A 17,844-nucleotide genomic window follows, 5' to 3' on the forward strand; every position below is an offset into this window, starting at 1 on the left:
AGGGCGCAGCGGAGTGGTGCCGTCTCACGCCATTCCTGAAATTGCCTGGCCGGTTCAAATGGCAGGGCATTCAAAGGGCATGGTGTGGACGGGCGCTCCGCGAGCTTGCATGCCTATTCTACCGGCCGCGGCGCACCACTCCGTATTCGGTGCGGCGGACGCCGCATCGAGGGAAGAACGACGCCGGCTCTGGTCCGCCGGGGGCACGCTCAGTAGGATTGCGGAATGGCTGAGAATTCGAAATCCGTCCTGTTGCCTGTGATGGCCGTCGCCGTGTTCGCCGGCCTCGGAAGGATGGTGTTCCAGAAGATCAAAGCCGACCGCGCGGCCCGCCAGAACCCTGCCGGGCAGACCCGCACCGGGTCGGGCAGTGCCGGCCAGGCCCGCGTTGGGCGCCGGGTTGGCCGAGGCGCTGCCGGGCGTGACCGGGTGGCCGGCCCGGTCGACGAGAAGACGCGCCAGTGGATCAGTGAGGTGGTCCGCACGCCCCGGCAGTAGCTCCCGGCGAGGCGGCAGAACAGACTTCAACTCCCAGCGGCGGGCGCCCTTTCCGGGCGCCCGCCGCTGCTTCTTGATGCCCGTGTCAAAAGCGTGACAAAAAAGTAAATTTTGATGATTGTGCCCTATGTCATATACGGCTCTCAGTAGGTACTGTGGTGATCGGTCGACGATTGCTGGGATCGACAGGACCTGTCATCTTCACGTGTCGTTGCCGCCTGCGCCCGGCAATGTTGCCGGGGCTGTTTCTTAGGAAAGGTTCCAACCACTCGTGAAATCAGCAGGAAAAAGCTTATTCCGAAGCCGGGCGGCCGGGAAAGCAGTGGCACTGGTTGTCGGCGTGCCTTTGCTTCTTTCGTCAGTCGGCGCGCTGCCGGCAACCGCGGCGCCGTCGCAGGTTGCGGCTACCGCCCAGCAAAAGAACGTCAACCCCAACGACTACTCGGCCGGCCGCTACATTGTGGTCCTGACCGAGAAGCCCGCAGCCACCTACGAGGGCGGCATTCCGGGCCTGCAGGCCACCAAGCCGCGGTCCGGGCACAAACTCGACGCCGACCGTGCAGAGGTGCGCAAGTACCAGGCCCACCTGGAGGCGAAGCAGGCCGCGCTGGCTGAGAAGGAAAACGTGCAGATCCGCCGCAACTACACGGCCGCACTCAATGGATTCACCGCCAGGCTTACCGCCGACCAGGCCGTGAACCTCGCCAAGAGCCCTGACGTCCTCGCGGTGGCACCCGACACCCAGCAGGCCCCGGACTACTCCACCACTGACTTCCTCAAGCTCAGCGGAACCTATGGCACGTGGAACAGGCAGTTCGGCGGCAAGGCCGGCGCCGGCAAGGGCGTTGTGGTGGGCGTCATCGACTCCGGCTACACGCCGGGCAGCCAGTTCTTCGCCGGCACTGAGGTTGCACAGCTCAAGGGCAATCCGCAGGTAGGAGTTCCCTACCGCACCGCCGGCGGCAACATCGCGATGCTGAAGGCAGACGGCAGCACCTTCGAGGGCGAGTGCCAGAAGGGTGAAGAGTTCAACGGAACGGCCTGCAATTCCAAGGTCCTCAGCGCCAGGTACTTCTCCGACGCCTTCGAGGATTCCGTGGCCAAGCAGGACCGGGCGCCGGAGGAACTCATCTCGCCGGTGGACGTGGGAAGCCACGGAACGCACACTGCAAGCACCGCGGCCGGTAACGCCGACGTGGAAACCTTCGTCGATGGCCGCAGCTTCGGCCTGACCGGCGGCATCGCACCGGCCGCCAAGCTTTCCACCTACAAGATCTGCTGGGAGGACAACGATCCCAACACCGGAGGCTGCTACACCTCGGCCGCCGTCGACGCCATCAACCAGGCCGTACTCGACGGCGTGGATGTCCTGAACTATTCAATCTCGGGCACCACCTCCACCACCACGGACCCCGTGTCCATGGCGTTCCTGTCCGCAGCCTCCGCCGGCATTTTCGTGGCCACCTCCGCGGGCAACTCCGGCCCCGAAGCCAGCACCGTGAACCACGGCGAACCGTGGGTTACAACAGTTGCGGCCAGCAGCTTCTCCCAGGAGCTGCAGGGCACCGTGGAGTTCTCCGACGGCAGCAAGTTCCGCGGTGCCAGCATCATGAACCGTGAAGTTGCCGGCGCAGGCGTTGTGCTCGCGGCCAATGCAGCATCCGGACAGGCCGCCGATCCTGCACTCTGCGCCCCCGGCTCCCTCGACCCTGCCAAGATCGCCGGCAAGGTGGTGGTCTGCGACCGCGGCGTCTATGACCGGGTAGCCAAGAGTGCTGAGGTTGCGCGGGGCGGCGGGGTGGGCATGATCCTCGTCAACCTGGCCGCATCATCACTCGACGCCGACAAGCACTCCGTCCCCACGGTGCACGTGAATCCGCCTGCCACGGAGACCATCAAGGCCAAGGTGACGGCCAACCCGGCCATCACGGTCTCCCTGGTCAACAAGGACACCACGGGACTGCCCGCCGAGGTGCAGCCGCAGATCGCCGGCTTCTCTTCCCGCGGACCGCTCCTCGCCACCGACTCTGACCTGCTGAAGCCCGACGTCGCCGCACCCGGTGTGGCTGTCCTTGCCGGTGTATCGCCGATCGGTGCCGGCGGCGACGATTTCGGGTTCATGTCCGGCACCTCCATGGCGTCGCCCCACGTGGCCGGTTTCGGTGCCCTCATCCTGGGCAAGAACCCCACCTGGTCCCCGGCCGTTGTGAAGTCGGCCATGATGACAACTGCCAGCGACGTCAAGCTCGCAGACGGCAGCAAGAACACGGACGTCCTCGCCACGGGCGCAGGGCAGGTCGATCCGGCCCGCGTCCTGGATCCCGGCCTCGTGTACGACGCCACCACCGACGATTACCTGCGGTTCATCCAGGGAACCGGCATGGACTTGGGCATGCCGGGGCTCGGCAGCACGCGGCCACGCGACATGAACGTCCCGTCCTTCTCGCTCGGAAACCTGGCCGGCAGGATCGAGGTCACCCGGACGGTGACTGCGCTGACACCCGGTGTGTACAGCGCAAAGGCCGGCGTGCCCGGAGTGAAGGTGACGGTGACGCCGTCGGTCCTGTCCTTTAGCGCGGCCGGCGAGAAGCGTACGTTCAAGGTGGCCTTTGAAAACCAGAGCGCCAAGCTGGGCGAATTCGCCGCGGGTTCGCTCACATGGCGGGGTGTCAACAAGACCGTGACCTCGCCGATTGCGGTGCGGCCGCAGTCGGTGGTTGCTCCCAAGAACATTGCCTTTACCTCCCAGGGGGCCAACGGTTCCGGGAACATCGGCATCGTCTCGGGCTCGAACTCGCGCACGAACGTGACGCTCGACGGCCTGTCGAAGGCGGACTCCTCCGCCATCGAGCTCGTACCCGGTCCCTTCCGGTACGAGGCCGACGCCTCGAACTTCATCAAGACGGTGGAAGTTCCGGCCGGCGTGCCCCTGGCCAAGCTGTCCGTGATCTCCGCGGATGAGAACGCCGACTTCGACATGGTGGTGGTCACGCCGGACGGCCAGGGAATTGTGGTCGCCACGGCCTCCGCGAGCGAGTCGGTTTCCATTCCGAACCCTGCTGCCGGTACGTACCGGATGTTCGTGAACCTCTACGACAGTCCCAACCAACAGGCAACCAAGGCCTCGGTGGATGCTGCGGTCCTGGGAGCAAATGAGGGCAACGCCACCGTGACTCCTGATCCTGTCCGCCTTGCGAACGGGCTCAGCGGGAAGCTCGCCCTCACCTGGAAAAACCTGGCACCCGGTTCCTACATCGGGCGGATCACTTTCGACGGGTCCAGCGCCCCGACGTTCGTGAGCGTCGTGGTGACGGAGGGCGGCGCCGTCGCGGTTGCACCGGCTTCGGAAGATCCGAAGAAAAAGAAGGAACGGGGGAAGGTCCAGAACCAGGACCTGACGCGGTCACCGGATAACTCCATCTAGGAAGGTCCCGGAACCGGGCTCCCGAGGGGGACCCACAGCGAAGGCCGGCGGGCGTGGCGCAAATTGCCAAGGTCCCGCCGGCCTTCGCCGTGCCATGCTTCTGTTCCGGCAACCGACCCGCGCGATTGGTTGGAGTTCTTGTCCAGATAATGGGCGCTAAACGCCTTGTAAGTCGCGATATGTGGACAAAAACTCTTCCTGAACCGCGGCCAAGGATGCACCGGCAGTTCAGATCGCGCAGGGGTTCAGATCGCGCAGGGTTCAGATGGCGCCCGTGGACCCGGGCACCCCGCCCAGCAGCGGGGACAGCGCCCGCCAGCGGGCAATTTCGCAGCCGTCCGTCATGGAAAACTGGGAGTTGACAGTGCGGCCGTTGAAGGTGCCGGTGACCACGGCCACCTGGGGGCCGCCGTACTGCTGGGTGCACAGCATGGGCGGGCCCGGTTCGGGGAAAAAGATCCGTTCACCGAAGCGTCCGACGGCGGCAATCGCCGCCGCTGGATCCGGCAGCGTTGATTCCACCAGTTCACCGGAACGGCTGACCAGGACAAAGACGTGCTCCGGGCCGCCCGGGGAGTGGGTGAGGGCGACGGTCAGTTCAAGGTCCGCGCCCCTAGGCAGGTCCACGTCCGGGCCTGCGCCAGGGAACGGCGGTGCGCCGCTCATCATTCAGTCTCCGTTCCAAGGCTGCCGAGGAGCGGCGCGAGGGCGGCCATGAGCCTGCCGCGCAGCTGCTGGGCTTCGGCCGAGAAGGCTCGCTGCTGCTCCACATAAGCAGCCTTGCCGTCGGGGGTCTCAATCGGAATGGCCGGGTAGCCCCAGTCCGTGAGGTCGTAGGGCGAGGCCTGCATGTCCATGGCCCGTACCCGCCAGGACAGCTCGAAGCAGTCCATGACGAGTTCGCTGGGCAGGGCAGGGGAGAGCTTGTACGCCCACTTGTAGAGGTCCATGTTGGCGTGCAGGCAGCCGGGCTGCTCCATGGTCCGCTGGTTCTCCCGGCTGGGGGAAAGCTCGTTCAGGGGCACGGCGTCTGGCGTGTAGAACCGGAACGCGTCGAAGTGCGAGCAGCGGATCCTGTTGTCCTCGACCACCCTGTCCGTGCCCGCGCCGCCCAGCCGCAGCTTAAGGTACTCGTGGCGCAGCTCGAACTTTTCCTGTCGGTAGACCATGGCCCACTCGTGCAGGCCGAAGCAGCCGAACTGCGCCGGCCGCGCGGCCGTCCCGGCCAGGATGATCCGGGCAAACAGGAGAGCCTCGCGCCGGTCGGCCAGGAACGACTGACGGTCGAACGCCACCGCCGTGCTGCCGGGCGGGAGGCCCGCACTGGCCAGCTCTCCGCCGTCGAGCGCTTTGTAATATTTCCAGTCCTTGCGGGCAGCCGCCTCCGTTCCGGAGAGGACCACACTGTCACCGGGATGCCAGCGCAGCAGCTGGCCTGGCTTTTGCGTGTAGTACGTGAAAAGGAAGTCCTCCACGGGATGCTTCCGCCCCGCGGAGCGGCGGGCAAGGTAGGGATCGGCGTAACGGCGCACCCTGCGCACGTGAGCGGCTTCGCGTTCCCTCCAGTCGGCAGGGGCGAGAACCTGGGCGGCGGGGATCGTCAATGCAGTGCCTGCCACGGTCCTAGAGGGCCCCGCCTGCAGCACCGAGGATGTCCTTGGCGGCGTTCCAGGCTCCGATCTGGCAGCCGTCCCGCAGGGCGAAGGAGGTCTCCACAGGCGTGCCATTGACTTCGCCCGTCACAGTGGCCACCTGCGGCCCGCCATACTGCTGCGTGCAGGAGATGCCCTTGGGCGGCGCGGCGGGGTTCACGATGGCTGCGTTGTCCTTCAATGAGGTGCAGGCTGCTGCGGCGTTGGGGTGCTGGCTCTCTGCCATGGCCGCCCCGCCCTTGCAGACCAGCGTGTAATTGGCGGCCTTGCCGTCCTTGGACGCCTTGACCGTGATGGACAGTTCGGCATCGCCGGCGCCGGGCCCGGACGGCAGGGGAGAAGCGGCAGGGGGTGCGGGCGCCGGGACGGTCGTTTCGGCGTCGGGCGGTGTGGAGCCTGGCGCCGGACTGCTGGGAGTGCCCGGGGTTTCAGTGGCCGGAGTCTCGGTGCCCGGCGAAGAAGCGCCCGGGGAAGAAGTCCCGGGCGACGAGGTCCCAGGGGAGCCGGTGGCGGTCCCGGGAGTGGCCGAAGGCTGGCCGGTTCCGGTGTTCGGGGTGCAGGCCGCGAGACCGCCCGTCGCTGCGAGGGCGAGCAGCACAGAAATCAGTTGCTTGCGCATGCCGGGTCTCCTCAAGTTTTTCCCATTCTACCGTCGGGGCCCCGGGCCGTCCGGTACAGCCGGATAACGGTACCCGGCAATTGCTAACGGAAGGGTATCGATTCTTGGGGGCGTCCGCGGTATCTTTCTGACATCAACGGGTGCGCGGCATAACCAAATAGTGATGACGCCCATGGGGGGGCAGAGCGTCCAGTTCGTGGGACCGAAGGTCTACAGGTCCTGAACCAAGGAAGGCATCCCCCATGATCCCTCAGCAATCCACTACCCGCCCCGGACACGGCAGCAGGTTGCCGGCCATATTCGCCGTAGCCCTTGCCATGGTCATTGGCCAGGGCCTCGCCGGACCAACGGCGGCGGCTCCCGCACCCGCATCAGCACAGCCGGCCGCTCTCCAGCCAACCGCTGCCCAGCTGGCGGCATCGCCGCTCAACGACGGCCACTACATCGTGATGCTCAAGGACAAGCCGCTGGCCACCTACTCCGGCGGGGTCCCGGGCATCCCGGGCACGGCGGTGCCGAAGGGTAAGAAGCTGAACCCCTCCGGCCCCAACTCCCGCAAGTACGATACTCACCTCAAAGCCAAGCAGCGGCAGGCGGCGGCATCCAAGGGCGTGACCATCAACAGGAGCTACACCCTGGCCCTCAACGGCTTCAGCGCTGTACTCTCCGCGGCACAGGCCAAGGCGCTCGCCGGTGACAGCAGCGTGCTGGCCGTGGTCCCGGACACCATGCGCAAGCCCGACTACTCGAGCACCGACTTCCTTGGACTTCCGGGCGGCGACGGCGTGTGGAACCAGCAGTTCGGCGGCAAGGATGAGGCGGGCAAGGGCGTCGTCGTGGGCGTGGTGGACACCGGCTACACGCCCGACAACCCGTTCTTCACCGGCGACACCGTCGATCCGCTGTCCGGCACCCCGGACGTGGGTGTGCCGTACCGCCTCCAGGGAAACGTGATCGCGATGCGCAAGGCCAACGGCGGAACCTTTGTAGGTGACTGCGTGGCCGGCGACGGTTTCGACGGCACGGAATGCAACAGCAAGGTCATCGGCGCCAGGTTCTATGACAAGGCCTACAAGGCGGCGGTCCCCCCGGAATTCAGGTCCCCGAACGAGAAGTTCTCGCCGCTGGACGTGAACGGCCACGGATCCCACACGGGCAGCACCGCAGCCGGAAACAGTGACGTCACCCAGACGGCGGGCGGCCGGGACTTCGGCAAGAGCTCAGGCGTTGCGCCGGCGGCCAAGATCGCCGTCTACAAGGTCTGCTGGGAAGGCGCCATTCCGGAGGCCACCGGGTGCGTTGAGTCGGACATTCTTAACGCCATCCAGGATGCCGTGCTCGACGGCGTGGACGTGCTGAACTTCTCCATCTCGGGAAACAACAACTCCACTGTCGACGCCGTTTCGCTCGCGTTCCTGAACGCCGCGGCCGCAGGGATCTTTGTGGCCGCCTCCGCCGGCAATTCCGGCCCGGTGGCCTCGACCGTCAACCATGCCGGACCCTGGATCACCAGCGTGGCAGCCTCGACGTTCGACAACACGCTGCGCGGAACCGTCGAACTGTCGGACGGCAGCAAGTTCGCTGGCGCAAGTGTCATGGGCAGCGAGGTGGACTCCAAACCGATCGTGCTGGCCGTCGACGTGAAAACAGCGGCCGCCCCGGCTGCAGATGCGGCGCTATGCGCACCGAACTCCCTGGACCCGGCCAAGGTTGCGGACAAGATCGTCGTTTGCGATCGCGGCGTTGTGGCACGCGTTGACAAGAGCGCCGAGGTCAAGCGCGCCGGCGGTGTAGGCATGGTCCTGGTCAACCTGACGCCCAGCTCCCTCGACGCCGATCTGCACAGTGTCCCCACGGTTCATATAGACGACCCGAAGATCAAGGACCTGGTGGCGGCAACTCCGGGCATGACGGCAAGCCTCAAGGCGACTGACACCACCGGAGCCGAACCCCCGGCCGTGCCACAGATTGCCGGATTCTCCTCACGCGGACCCACTTTGGCATCCAACGGAGACCTGCTCAAGCCTGACGTTGCGGCTCCTGGCGTGGCAGTGCTTGCCGCTGTTTCGCCCATAGGTTTCAAGGGCGAGAATTTCGGCTTCCTGTCCGGCACGTCGATGGCATCGCCGCACATCGCCGGCTCGGGAGCCCTGCTGCTCGGCAAGAACCCGAAGTGGTCCCCGGCCGCGGTGAAGTCAGCCATCATGACCACGGCCTATGACCTGGTCAACGCGGCAGGCGCCAAGGTCCATGACGTCTTCGCCCAGGGCGCTGGCCACGTCGATCCCGCCCGATTCGACTCCCCGGGCCTCGTCTACGACGCCGGCATCAGTGACTGGATGGGCTTCCTCCAGGGACAGGGGATTGCCCTTGGCGTCACCCCCATCGCGGCCAAGGACGTCAACCTACCTTCGGTGGCACTGGGCGCCATGTCCGGCAGCCAGACCGTCACGCGGCGGGTCACGGCGGTGACGGCAGGAACCTACCGGGCAGCAATCACCCTTCCCGGCATTACAGCCACCGTCAGTCCGGCAGAAGTAACGCTGGCAGAGGGTGAAAGCGCCACGGTCACCATCACGTTCACCACTGCTGGGGCGCCGCTGAACGCGTACTCCACCGGATCCCTGACGTGGACGTCAGGCGACAACACCGTCCGCTCACCGGTGGCGGTGCGTCCGGTGCCTTAGTGCAGTTGGACCCAAGAACGGACGACGCCGGGACTCACCGCTGGTGGTGAGTCCCGGCGTCGTGCGTGGACAGGTGGAAAAAGCAAAAGGGAAATCAGCCGGGGGCGGAGCCCGTGGCGGCAATCAGGTCCATCATGGAGCTATGCATGCCCTCCACCTGGTCCCGGCTGAGGCCCAGCTTGGCCATCATGGTGCCGGGAACTGCCGTGGCCTGCTGGCGGAGGGCCGCCCCTTGCGGAGTCAGGTCCACTGCCAGGGCACGCTCGTTCCCCTCCGCGCGCCTGCGCGTGATGAGGCCGGCCGCTTCCAGGCGCCGCAGAAGAGGCGATATGGTTGCGGGCTCGTGCAGGAGGGCCTGGCTGATGTCGCGGACCGTGCGCGGGCTGGACTCCCAAAGGCACAGCATGACCAAGTACTGGGGGTGGGTGAGCCCCAGCCTGTCCAGCACGGGCTTGTAGGCGCCTACGACGCTGCGCGCGGCGACGGTCAGGGCGAAGCACAGTTGCCGATCCAGAAGAAGGTCATCCTGCCCCGAAGCAGGCATTGCGGCTGTTCCGGCAGTACCGGCGGCCGGGGATTTCGGGCGGGTGGCCATGAGCATCCCTTTCGATCGTTAGTGCACTAATCATTAGGGTATCCTTGATACTGGCAGTAGTCGTGGAATGGAGTGGACACCGTGGCAAAAGAGAACGGCGCGCAGCGGTTCATGCGGGCAACCGGCAAGCTCAGGGCGGTCTTTGGACCCGCCAACAGGAGTTCGCTGGTGCACGACATGACCGAGGAGAACCGCAAGCTGCTCGCCCAGCGCGAGGCGGAGACGCAGCAGTGGGAAACGGTCCACCGGCCGGACGGCAGCACGTATGTAGTGCCCCGCAACCCCGACGACAAGTCCCTGCGCTAGCCGCCGGGCCGGGCCGAGTGTCCCGGCCATAGCCAGCAGCCAGGCTGTACCTGCCGGGTTCTTTTTCGGGGTCCCGGCGTAAAATAAGGGCACTGGCAGTCGAAGGGCAGACGCTCTCCGCCTTCAAGCAGGGAAGGGGGTGGGACTTGTGGCACACGTGCTCAGTGGCTTTATGAACCTGACAGACAGGCTCCGGTTCGTATTCGGCCCTGCCGCCGTCGGCGACTCAGCCACGCCGGTGGTTCACCTGCATGACGATTATGAGCATGCTTCCGAAAACGATCTGGCCCAGTTCGAAGTCGAGACCGACTCCGAGGGGCACCACTATGCTGTCCGCAGGGGCGACCTGGATAAGTGACAACGCCTTCAATGAAGTGAAGAAGTCCCGGTGCGCGTGAGCGCACCGGGACTTCTGTCTGCACTGACTCGCAGTGCCTGACCGGGACCTTTAGCGGCCGGTGCCCCCGTAGACGGTGGCAACGGCTTCGCTGTCCAGGTCGAATGCCTTGTGGATGGCGCGGACTGCGTCATCGAGCAGGTCGGCATGGGTCACCACGGAAATGCGGATCTCCGAAGTGGAGATCATGTTGATGTTGATGCCCGCAGCAGAGAGGGCCTTGAAGAACGTGGCCGAAACGCCCGGGTGGGAGCGCATGCCGGCACCGATCAGCGACAGCTTTCCGATCTGCTCGTTGTACTCGATGCTTTCGAACCCGATCTCGGCCTGTGCTGCACGGAGGGCGGCAAGGGCGTCGGCGCCCTCGACGATGGGCAGCGTGAAGGAGATGTCCGTCCTGCCGGTGCCGTGCGTGGAGACGTTCTGGACGATCATGTCGATGTTCGAGTGCGCGTCCGCGATGACCTGGAAGATCGCGGCTGCCTTGCCGGGGATGTCCGGAACACCTACGACGGTGACCTTTGCTTCCGAGCGGTCGTGTGCAACACCGGAGATGATTGGCTGCTCCAAGGCAACTCCCTCTTGAGTCGTGATCTTGTCATCGGCGCCGGGCAGGACCCAAGTGCCTTCGTTCTGGCTGAATGAGGAACGGACATGCAGTGGCACGCCGAACCGCCGGGCGTATTCGACGCACCGGAGGTGGAGGATCTTGGCCCCGGACGCTGCCAGTTCCAGCATCTCCTCGCTTGAGATACGGTCGATCTTCTGGGCGGACGGCACCACGCGGGGGTCCGCCGTGTAGATGCCGTCAACGTCGGTGTAGATCTCACAGACGTCGGCCTCGAGGGCGGCGGCGAGGGCCACCGCCGTCGTGTCCGAACCGCCGCGGCCGAGAGTAGTGATCTCGTTCGTGGAGCGGCTCATGCCCTGGAACCCGGCGACGATGGCAATGTGCCCCTTGTCCAGGGCGGTGCGGATGCGGTGCGGGTCGACGTCAATGATCCGGGCCTTGCCGTGGATCCCGTCCGTGATCATGCCGGCCTGGGAACCCGTAAAGGACTGCGCGGACGCGCCGAACTTGTTGATCGCCATGGCCAGCAGGGCCATGGAGATGCGCTCACCGGCGGAGAGGAGCATGTCCATCTCCCGTGCCGGGGCTGAGTCGGTGACCTGGCTGGCAAGGTCAAGGAGTTCATCGGTGGTGTCACCCATCGCGGAGACGACGACGACGACTTCGTTGCCGGCCTTCTGGGCGTCGACCACTCGCCTGGCCACGCGCTTGATGCCGTCAGCGTCAGCCACCGACGAGCCGCCGAACTTCTGCACAATGAGCTGCGTGGTGGCAGCAGCATCTGCGGGCAGCTCCTGCGGCCGCGGTTCGGTTTTCACATCGGTACTGGGCATACTCATGCGTGCACCCTCACTGGATCAATTGGAGTTCTGGAGGCCAGGCGGCCTAACGGCACGGCGGCATACTCAGTTTATCGCCGTGGCCCGCCCGCTGTGGAATTGTGACCGTTGCGGTCAGCTGAGGGCGTTCCGGCGGCCCTCGAAGGCCCTGCCCAGCGTGACTTCGTCGGCGTATTCGAGGTCACCGCCTACTGGCAGCCCGGAAGCGAGCCGCGTTACTGCGATGCCAATCGACTGCAGCATGCGCGCCAGATAGGTGGCCGTGGCCTCGCCCTCCAGGTTCGGGTCGGTGGCAATGATGATCTCCTGGACGGCGCCGTCGCTTAGCCGGTTGAGGAGTTCGCGGATCCGGAGCTGTTCCGGGCCGACGCCGGCGATTGGATTAATGGCACCGCCGAGCACGTGGTAGCGGCCCCGGAATGAGCGGGTGCGCTCCACGGCCAGCACGTCCTTGGACTCCTCCACGACGCAGATGACGGAGGGGTCACGGCGCGGGTCGCGGCAAATGTTGCACAGTTCCTGCTCGGTCACGTTGCCGCAGGCGGCGCAAAACTTGACCCGTTCCTTGACGGTGGTGATAGCCTCCACCAGCTTCTTCATGTCCTGGGGGTCTGCCTCCAGGATGTGGAACGCCAGGCGCTGCGCGGACTTCGGTCCCACGCCGGGAAGACGTCCGAGCTCGTCGATCAGCTCCTGAACTGCACCCTCGTACACTTTTTCCTCGATTGCTTGGTTGAAAGATGGCCGGTGCCGCCAGACGGGGCACCGGTACGTTACAGGGCGAGCTGCCCGGCCCTCGGGTCCTCGCTCCGGGCCGGAGCTCCTTCAGGGCCGGGTTCCGCGGCTTAGTACCGGGGCACCAGGGGGCTGCCGTCCAGCGACCGTTCTTCGATGAGCTTTCCGCCCAGAATACGCTCGACGGCGGCACGGCCAAAGACGCCCGACTCCTCGATGGTTTCGTCGTCCGCACTGGGGATGTCCTGCACGTACGGCGCCGGTTCCTCGGTGCTCCGCGTGGGCGCCTTGGCCCGGCCCGCCTCGGCCTCCGGGCTGTTGGAGAGCCTCTGGTAGAGGCTCAGCTTGCCCCGTGCGGGAGTCTCGGTTGCAGGCTCCGGCACCGGTGCAGCGGTGCGGACAGCGGCAACTGAGGGGCCGGCCTGTACTGCTGGTCCGGCCTTCACTGCGGGCCCTGTCTGCACCGCCGGTCCTGCCTGAACTGCCGGGCCTGCCTGAACTGCCGGGCCGGAGGTGAATACGGGAACGCGGACCGGCGTGGTGGCAGCGGTAACGGAGGGGGCGCGGACACCCTGGTTCGCGGTGGGTGCTCCGTACTCGTGGCTGACAGGCGCCGGGGCGGATGCCATGGCGTAGGCAGGCTCGAACTCGGGGGCACCGCGTTCGGCTGTTTCCGGCGCGCTCTCAGGCGCGGCGATTTCAGCAGGGCCACTCGCACCCGGGGCCCTGGGATCCAAGCCACGCACACCCGGGGCGCCTTCACCTGAGGCGCCCTTACCCAAGGACCCGGACAGCTGGCCCCCCGCGGCGTCCCCGCCAGCACGCGGCAGCTGGGCGGCGGCGGGTGGGTACACCGGTGCGGCGGAGCCCGTCGAATCCTCGTCGTGGTCGATGTCAGCCGCGGCCGGGTTTTTGCCCACGTTGCTTTCGGAACCGAGAGCCCATACGCCAGGCGTCTGCTCGACAGCACGGGACCACGGATCAGACGAGGTGTCTGGAGCAGGTTGGCGCTCTGCCTGCGCCGGGGCTGCAGTTTTTGCGCGGGTTTGCGCAGCCGGGAGTGCGGACTCGGCAGGCTTGTTTACCGCCGGTGCCTTTATCTCCGGCGCCGACGATGGCGCGGGGCTGCCCTGCCACTGACGCGACGGCTCCCAGTCCATGGGAGGCTCTTCGTCCAGCGGCGGTGCGTCCTCGTCCAGTGGAGGGCCCCAGTCGTCATCCGGATAGGAGTAGTCGCCGGCCTGCTGAGGTCCGCGTGCCGCCTCTTGCTGTACGGCAACAGGCAGCGCGGCAACGGAGGCCTGGGCGGGATCAGGCTGCGGGGCGGACGCCTGGGTGGGAACCGACTGCTGGGCGGACGGTTGCGTGGCAACTGGCTGCGGGGCGGGCTGCTGGGGGAGTGCGGACGGTTCATGACCGGATGCTCCCGCAGCGCTGCCGGCGCCGGCGGGGGCGGTGGGCGCCGAGTGTGCAGGATTGCTGGATGCGCCAGTAGCGCTTCCCACGCCGGCGGGGGCGGCGGTGTCCGACGGGGATGCCGTGATGGTCGGTCCTGACCACTGCGGCGCGGACACCGCAGAGGCGTCCGGCGAAGACGCAGGGGCATGCCCGGCCGCGGGTACGGTGGGCGAACCCGGCGAGGCCGGAGCCGAGCCAGTTGCCGCAGGGCGGGCGGTGGCGGGCTCCGTCTCTCCGGAGCCCCTTGGGGCAGGGGCCAGGCCCCAGTCAGCGTCGGTGGTGGTAGCCGGAACGTCCCGGCTAGTAGGCGCTTTTGGGTTTGGGTCAGAGCTCGCTGAACTGCCGGCGCCTGCCACCGCGGTGATCTGGCAGTCGATGCCGATCGTTTTGTGGATGGCCTGGCGCAGATTCTCGGAATGGTCGGCCCGGCCGAATGCACCGGCCAGGCCGGATGTGGTGAAGACGAGCGTCAGGACCTGGCCGTCGAACTGGCCAACCTGGGCGTTGGGCTCCACGAGCGCCCAAGTGCTCCGCTTGATCTTCGTCAACGTCTGCAGGACCTCGGGCCAGGCGCGGCGGAGTACCTCGACGTCGGCATGCGCCCCGGCGGGGGCCGTGCCCGCAGGGGCAGCGGCTGCGCTGGAAGAGGGCTGGGTGTGGGGCTGTGGCGCGGGAGCCGTCGGGGCCGTCTGCGCAGCGACCGGCTCGGGGCCGTGGGCTTGTTGGCGCGGGGCCTCGTGACGCTGGCCCTGTTCAGGCTGCGGGGCGGAGGCCTGTGAGGCAGCGGCACGCTGGGCGACGGAGCCCTGGCTATCGTGCGCGTCCGGGCCGGGGCGGCGGTCGCGCGCGGCGGCGTCATCCATGGGCCAGTCACCAGTGGTGATGCGCGGTGCGGCCAGGGATTCCCGTCCGGGCACGCCGAGGGCGCCGGGTGCGTCCTGCGCCGCTGGTGAGGCCTGGATGCTGGGTGGGCCCGCCTGCGGCGCGCTCGTCGCCGGAGCCGCCTCGGCCGGAGCGGCAGGAACCGACGCCGAAGCTGCCGGCGAATGCGAGGCCGGAGTGTTCTGGGCCGGAGCGGCAGACGGAACAGACGCAGGGGGTGCCAAAGACGCAGGCGGTGCCACCGAAGCCTCTGCAGGCGCCGGCACGGCCGCCACAGCCTGAGCCGCAACTGCGGCGGGAGCACCGGCGTCGGACCCTCCGTAGTTCAGGCGCCGCTCCACACGGTCGATCCTCGCAGCGATACCGCGTTCGGTCTGCTCGGAACTGGGCAGCAGGATGCGGGCGCAGAGCAGTTCCAGGTGCAGGCGCGGCGAGGTGGCACCCGTCATCTCCGTGAGCGCGGTGTTGGTGACATCGGCCGCGCGAGACAGCTCAGCCGCGCCGAGATTGTGTGCCTGGCTCTGCATCCGGGCGATCTGGTCGGCCGGCATGCCTCGGAGGATGGCCTGGGCGCTTTCCGGCATGGCCTGCACGATGATGAGGTCGCGAAAGCGCTCCAGGAGGTCCTCCACGAAGCGGCGGGGATCGTGGCCCGTCTGAATGACGCGGTCCACGGCGCGGAAGACCGTGGCGGCATCTGAAGCGGCGATTGCTTCGACGACGTCGTCCAGAAGCGAGGCGTGCGTGTAGCCGAGAAGTGCCACGGCGAGCTCGTAATCGAGGCCATTGGGTCCGGCGCCTGCCATGAGCTGGTCCAACACGGACAGCGAGTCCCGGACGGACCCGGCCCCGGCGCGGATCACCAGCGACAGGACTCCTGGGGCCACCGGGACGTTTTCCTGGTGGCAGAGCTGCTCGAGGTACGCCATGAGCGGTTCAGGCGGCACCAGCCGGAACGGGTAGTGGTGCGTGCGCGAGCGGATGGTCCCGATGACCTTGTCCGGCTCGGTAGTGGCGAAGATGAACTTAATATGTTCCGGCGGCTCTTCAACGATCTTCAGCAGGGCGTTGAAGCCCGCCGAGGTAACCATGTGCGCCTCGTCAATGATGAAGATCTTGTAGCGGTCCCGCACCGGAGCGTAGGTGGCTCGTTCGCGGAGGTCGCGGGCGTCGTCCACGCCGCCGTGGCTGGCAGCGTCGATCTCGATGACATCGAGGGAGCCGGCTCCGCCGCGGGCAAGTTCGACGCAGCTGGGGCAGACGCCGCACGGGGTGTCCGTGGGGCCCTTCGCACAGTTGAGGCAGCGGGCCAGGATGCGCGCAGACGTGGTCTTGCCGCAGCCGCGCGGCCCGGAGAAAAGGTAGGCGTGGTTTACGCGGTTCTTGCGCAGCGCCGTCATCAGCGGCTCCGTGACGTGTTCCTGCCCGATAACGTCCGCGAACGAGTCCGGGCGGTACCTGCGGTACAGGGCAGTTGTAACAGTCACAGGGAAAACCTACCTATAGGGACTGACATTAAGATAAGAGACCCCTCATGCACCCGCCAGAGCCCATCTACCCTTGCTACCTTCCGGTCCTGGGGGAGTTCAACAGGATGACGCCACATGAGGGGCCGTCAGATACTTTACCCGAACTTTGGGCGTGGCCCGAATCGGCTCCGATGGGGCAGCGGCGGGCACACCGCCGTCGTCTTAGCGGTGCCCGTTCACTGGCCAGCTCAGGAACGCCGGCTCCTCGTAAGGGTGGGCTCGCCGCAATCCCTGCACGACGGCGTCCAGCACGTCCTCTTCCACGATGCACTCGATCCGGACCTCCGAAACTTGCTCCGGCTTACCCGGGGCGCCGATGTAAGGCCGGGCTCCGGGTAAGGGGGTAAAACGTCCCGTACCCGGCGACGTGAAGGAGCAGTGCGAGTAGTCGCCCAGGCGGCCGGCGCCGGCATCTCCGATGGCGGTGAGCACCGCCTCGACGTGGGAATCGGGAACGTAAATCACGAGCGCATGCAGCTGGGACATGCCACCATTTTCGGCCGATTGGGAGATGCCGGAAAGTTCAGGTATTCTAGTATCTGCTTTTGGTTCAAGAGCAGCTGGAGAATTCGCCTAGCGGCCTATGGCGCACGCCTGGAACGCGTGTTGGGTTAACGCCCTCGGGGGTTCAAATCCCCCATTCTCCGCCACTGGGAAACCCGGTTCTGACATCGTCAGGACCGGGTTTTCTGCTTCCCGCCCCGATTGCGGAGGGAGTCACGTCACGCCCAGCCTCCGGAGCCGCTCGCGGGCGGCCAGCTGGCTTGGGCTGGCCGGACCCAGTGCAAGGCGTACGACGGCGAGGGTCGCCCGGGCGGCCAGGCTCACCGGCAGCGGTAGGGGACCGATCCGGGCAGTCCGCAGTCCTAACAGCCGGCGGTAGTCGGGGTCCAAGCTCAGGACGGCGGCCTCGAACAGCACTCGGTACCCAGGTTTCAGCAGGGGGTGCAGCGGCGGATTCCTGATGAACGCGACTGTCTCCGAAACCCGTTCATCACAGCGGAGAGTGCCTTCGGCAGACCATTCCGCGAGCTCCCGGACGAGGGCGGCCTTACTCTCCGGCGGGGACTCCACTCCCATGAGCCTGCCCGCCTGCGCCCATTCACGCACGTAGGCGTCCGGGCCGCCCGGAATGGGGCCGTCCCACAGCTCATGAGTGCGGAGAAACGAGTCCGTGAACGTGATGTGCACCCAGCGGAGCAGCTCAGGATCGTTGGCTGAGTACTTCTGGACGGTGCCGTCGCCATCGACATACTTGCCGTTAACGGAGTCATGCAGCCGGACCACCCTCGCGGTTGCCGCCCGGGCTTCAGCCGTGGACCCGTAGGTAAGGGCGTGGATCCACGCAGTGGTCCGGGCCAGCCGGCCCAACGAATCCGCACGGAAATTTGAATGGTCGTGCACCCCGGCGAGCACTGCGGGGTGAAGTGTCTGCATCAAAAGGGACCGGATGCCGCCGACGATGGTCGGCACGCCGCCATGGACGGCCCAGACCGCAGAGCCAGGGAGGAAATACCCGGGGTCGTCGCCCTGGGCAAACTTCCGAGACCAGTCCGGCAGGGCATCCGGGCTGCCGGTGAGCGTGCGCTTCAGTTCCGCCTGCCATTCCCTCAGGAAAGTCCGCATATTTCATTCTCGCGCGCCGAGGCGGG

At 66.7% G+C, this 17,844-nt stretch carries 14 protein-coding genes, 1 tRNA gene and 1 other RNA gene; 6 read left to right on the top strand and 10 right to left on the bottom strand.

Translation table 11 applies throughout. The features are described from left to right. The first annotated feature begins 225 nt into the window (after positions 1-225). Both ACHMXB_RS20245 and ACHMXB_RS20250 read left to right on the top strand, forming a co-directional pair. A complete protein-coding gene (locus tag ACHMXB_RS20245; RefSeq protein ID WP_395401347.1) occupies positions 226-498 on the top strand; it encodes a hypothetical protein in 273 nt (90 codons plus the stop codon). Between the two features lie 328 nt (positions 499-826). Continuing rightward, positions 827-3,922 (top strand): S8 family serine peptidase, encoded by a 3,096-nt coding sequence (locus tag ACHMXB_RS20250; protein WP_395405373.1) that lies wholly within the window; start codon positions 827-829, stop codon positions 3,920-3,922. A 261-nt stretch (positions 3,923-4,183) separates the two neighbouring features. Here ACHMXB_RS20250 and ACHMXB_RS20255 read toward each other — a convergent pair whose 3' ends face one another. From ACHMXB_RS20255 to ACHMXB_RS20265, 3 genes are read right to left on the bottom strand one after another with little or no spacing between them, the layout of a single operon-like run. Continuing rightward, a complete protein-coding gene (locus ACHMXB_RS20255) occupies positions 4,184-4,588 on the bottom strand; it encodes a serine protease inhibitor (protein ID WP_395405375.1) in 405 nt (134 codons plus the stop codon). Continuing rightward, entirely contained in the window at positions 4,588-5,541 is a 954-nt protein-coding gene (locus ACHMXB_RS20260) for a 3-methyladenine DNA glycosylase (protein ID WP_395401349.1), read from the bottom strand. The genes ACHMXB_RS20255 and ACHMXB_RS20260 overlap by 1 nt, the downstream gene beginning before the upstream one ends. A gap of 4 nt (positions 5,542-5,545) precedes the next feature. Then, positions 5,546-6,193, bottom strand: coding sequence for a serine protease inhibitor (locus tag ACHMXB_RS20265; protein ID WP_395401351.1), 648 nt, complete (start codon positions 6,191-6,193; stop codon positions 5,546-5,548). 242 nt (positions 6,194-6,435) lie between these two features. On the opposite strand from ACHMXB_RS20265, the gene ACHMXB_RS20270 reads away from it, so the two are divergent. Next, positions 6,436-8,880: a S8 family serine peptidase gene (locus tag ACHMXB_RS20270; RefSeq protein WP_395401353.1), complete on the top strand. Its 2,445-nt coding sequence runs from the start codon at positions 6,436-6,438 to the stop codon at positions 8,878-8,880. Positions 8,881-8,974: 94 nt separating this feature from the next. Here ACHMXB_RS20270 and ACHMXB_RS20275 read toward each other — a convergent pair whose 3' ends face one another. After that, positions 8,975-9,424 (bottom strand): MarR family winged helix-turn-helix transcriptional regulator, encoded by a 450-nt coding sequence (locus tag ACHMXB_RS20275; RefSeq protein ID WP_395405377.1) that lies wholly within the window; start codon positions 9,422-9,424, stop codon positions 8,975-8,977. Positions 9,425-9,586: 162 nt separating this feature from the next. On the opposite strand from ACHMXB_RS20275, the gene ACHMXB_RS20280 reads away from it, so the two are divergent. Continuing rightward, complete coding sequence (locus ACHMXB_RS20280; protein ID WP_395405379.1) at positions 9,587-9,781, top strand: hypothetical protein; 195 nt, start codon at positions 9,587-9,589, stop codon at positions 9,779-9,781. 172 nt (positions 9,782-9,953) lie between these two features. Beyond that, on the top strand, positions 9,954-10,139 hold the full coding sequence (locus tag ACHMXB_RS20285; RefSeq protein WP_395401355.1) for a hypothetical protein: 186 nt from the start codon (positions 9,954-9,956) through the stop codon (positions 10,137-10,139). Between the two features lie 90 nt (positions 10,140-10,229). On the opposite strand, the gene ACHMXB_RS20290 is transcribed toward ACHMXB_RS20285, so the two are convergent. The 5 genes from ACHMXB_RS20290 to ACHMXB_RS20310 all read right to left on the bottom strand — a co-directional run bounded on the left by ACHMXB_RS20290 (position 10,230) and on the right by ACHMXB_RS20310 (position 16,678). Further along, the gene (locus tag ACHMXB_RS20290; protein ID WP_111902425.1) at positions 10,230-11,588 is read right to left on the bottom strand and encodes an aspartate kinase; all 1,359 of its coding nucleotides are present in this window, start codon (positions 11,586-11,588) and stop codon (positions 10,230-10,232) included. Between the two features lie 114 nt (positions 11,589-11,702). Next, positions 11,703-12,302, bottom strand: a complete 600-nt coding sequence (recR, locus tag ACHMXB_RS20295; protein ID WP_395401357.1) for a recombination mediator RecR — start codon at positions 12,300-12,302, stop codon at positions 11,703-11,705. Positions 12,303-12,433: 131 nt separating this feature from the next. Further along, complete coding sequence (locus tag ACHMXB_RS20300) at positions 12,434-16,150, bottom strand: DNA polymerase III subunit gamma and tau (RefSeq protein ID WP_395401359.1); 3,717 nt, start codon at positions 16,148-16,150, stop codon at positions 12,434-12,436. A 33-nt stretch (positions 16,151-16,183) separates the two neighbouring features. After that, positions 16,184-16,280: signal recognition particle sRNA small type (gene ffs, locus ACHMXB_RS20305), an RNA gene on the bottom strand. A 74-nt stretch (positions 16,281-16,354) separates the two neighbouring features. Next, the gene (locus ACHMXB_RS20310; protein ID WP_395401361.1) at positions 16,355-16,678 is read right to left on the bottom strand and encodes a hypothetical protein; all 324 of its coding nucleotides are present in this window, start codon (positions 16,676-16,678) and stop codon (positions 16,355-16,357) included. A gap of 76 nt (positions 16,679-16,754) precedes the next feature. Here ACHMXB_RS20310 and ACHMXB_RS20315 point away from each other — a divergent pair. After that, positions 16,755-16,842: transfer RNA gene (locus ACHMXB_RS20315), tRNA-Ser, on the top strand. Positions 16,843-16,909: 67 nt separating this feature from the next. Here the strand turns inward: ACHMXB_RS20315 and ACHMXB_RS20320 are convergent. After that, positions 16,910-17,818 (bottom strand): oxygenase MpaB family protein, encoded by a 909-nt coding sequence (locus tag ACHMXB_RS20320; protein WP_395401363.1) that lies wholly within the window; start codon positions 17,816-17,818, stop codon positions 16,910-16,912. Between the last annotated feature and the right edge of the window lie 26 nt (positions 17,819-17,844).

The sequence above is a fragment of the Arthrobacter sp. UC242_113 genome (genome assembly GCF_044054585.1).
GTDB lineage: Bacteria > Actinomycetota > Actinomycetes > Actinomycetales > Micrococcaceae > Arthrobacter.